This window comes from Bradyrhizobium sp. BRP20, from assembly GCF_020194215.1.
Taxonomy (GTDB): domain Bacteria; phylum Pseudomonadota; class Alphaproteobacteria; order Rhizobiales; family Xanthobacteraceae; genus Bradyrhizobium; species Bradyrhizobium yuanmingense.
Genome location: NZ_JADYVY010000109.1, coordinates 1 through 425, shown reverse-complemented (window position 1 = coordinate 425; position 425 = coordinate 1). Strand labels below are relative to the sequence as shown.

Genomic DNA, 425 nt, shown 5'->3' with positions numbered 1-425 from the left:
GACGGCGCACCGTGAGCAGGAAATCAAAAATAAAGCGTGAGGGGCACTCACGCTTTCGCTTAAACAGTAAAATGCCGGATGATAATTCCGGCTTTTTTATCTGTCAGGATTCCGGTGGAACCGACATATGGCGGTATTTCACCAGAATGTCATTCTGCCGTTCTGCTTTATTTTGCAAATCCCACAGACCACGGTCGATACCATCATTAATCAGGAAAATGACCCCTGTTTCGATAGCCGACATCAGGCACAGCATAACAGGTTCGTTCGAGGTGTAACCCACTTCCCCTTCAAGCAAGCGCTGGTAGTCAATAAAGCGGAAAACCCCGGCCTGAACTTCATAGGAAAGTATCGTCTTACTGGTGTTCACCGAAGAAAGGATCTCTCCGGTACTCACATTGACGACGCGCACGTTCACGGCAATC

Annotated in this window: 1 protein-coding gene; it reads right to left on the bottom strand. The window is 48.5% G+C overall.

All coding sequences use genetic code 11. The features are described 5' to 3' along the window. Positions 1-103: 103 nt before the first annotated feature. Positions 104-425 (bottom strand): CsgG/HfaB family protein (locus I6F33_RS38025; RefSeq protein ID WP_276573720.1); only part of this gene is annotated, 322 nt, incomplete at its 5' end.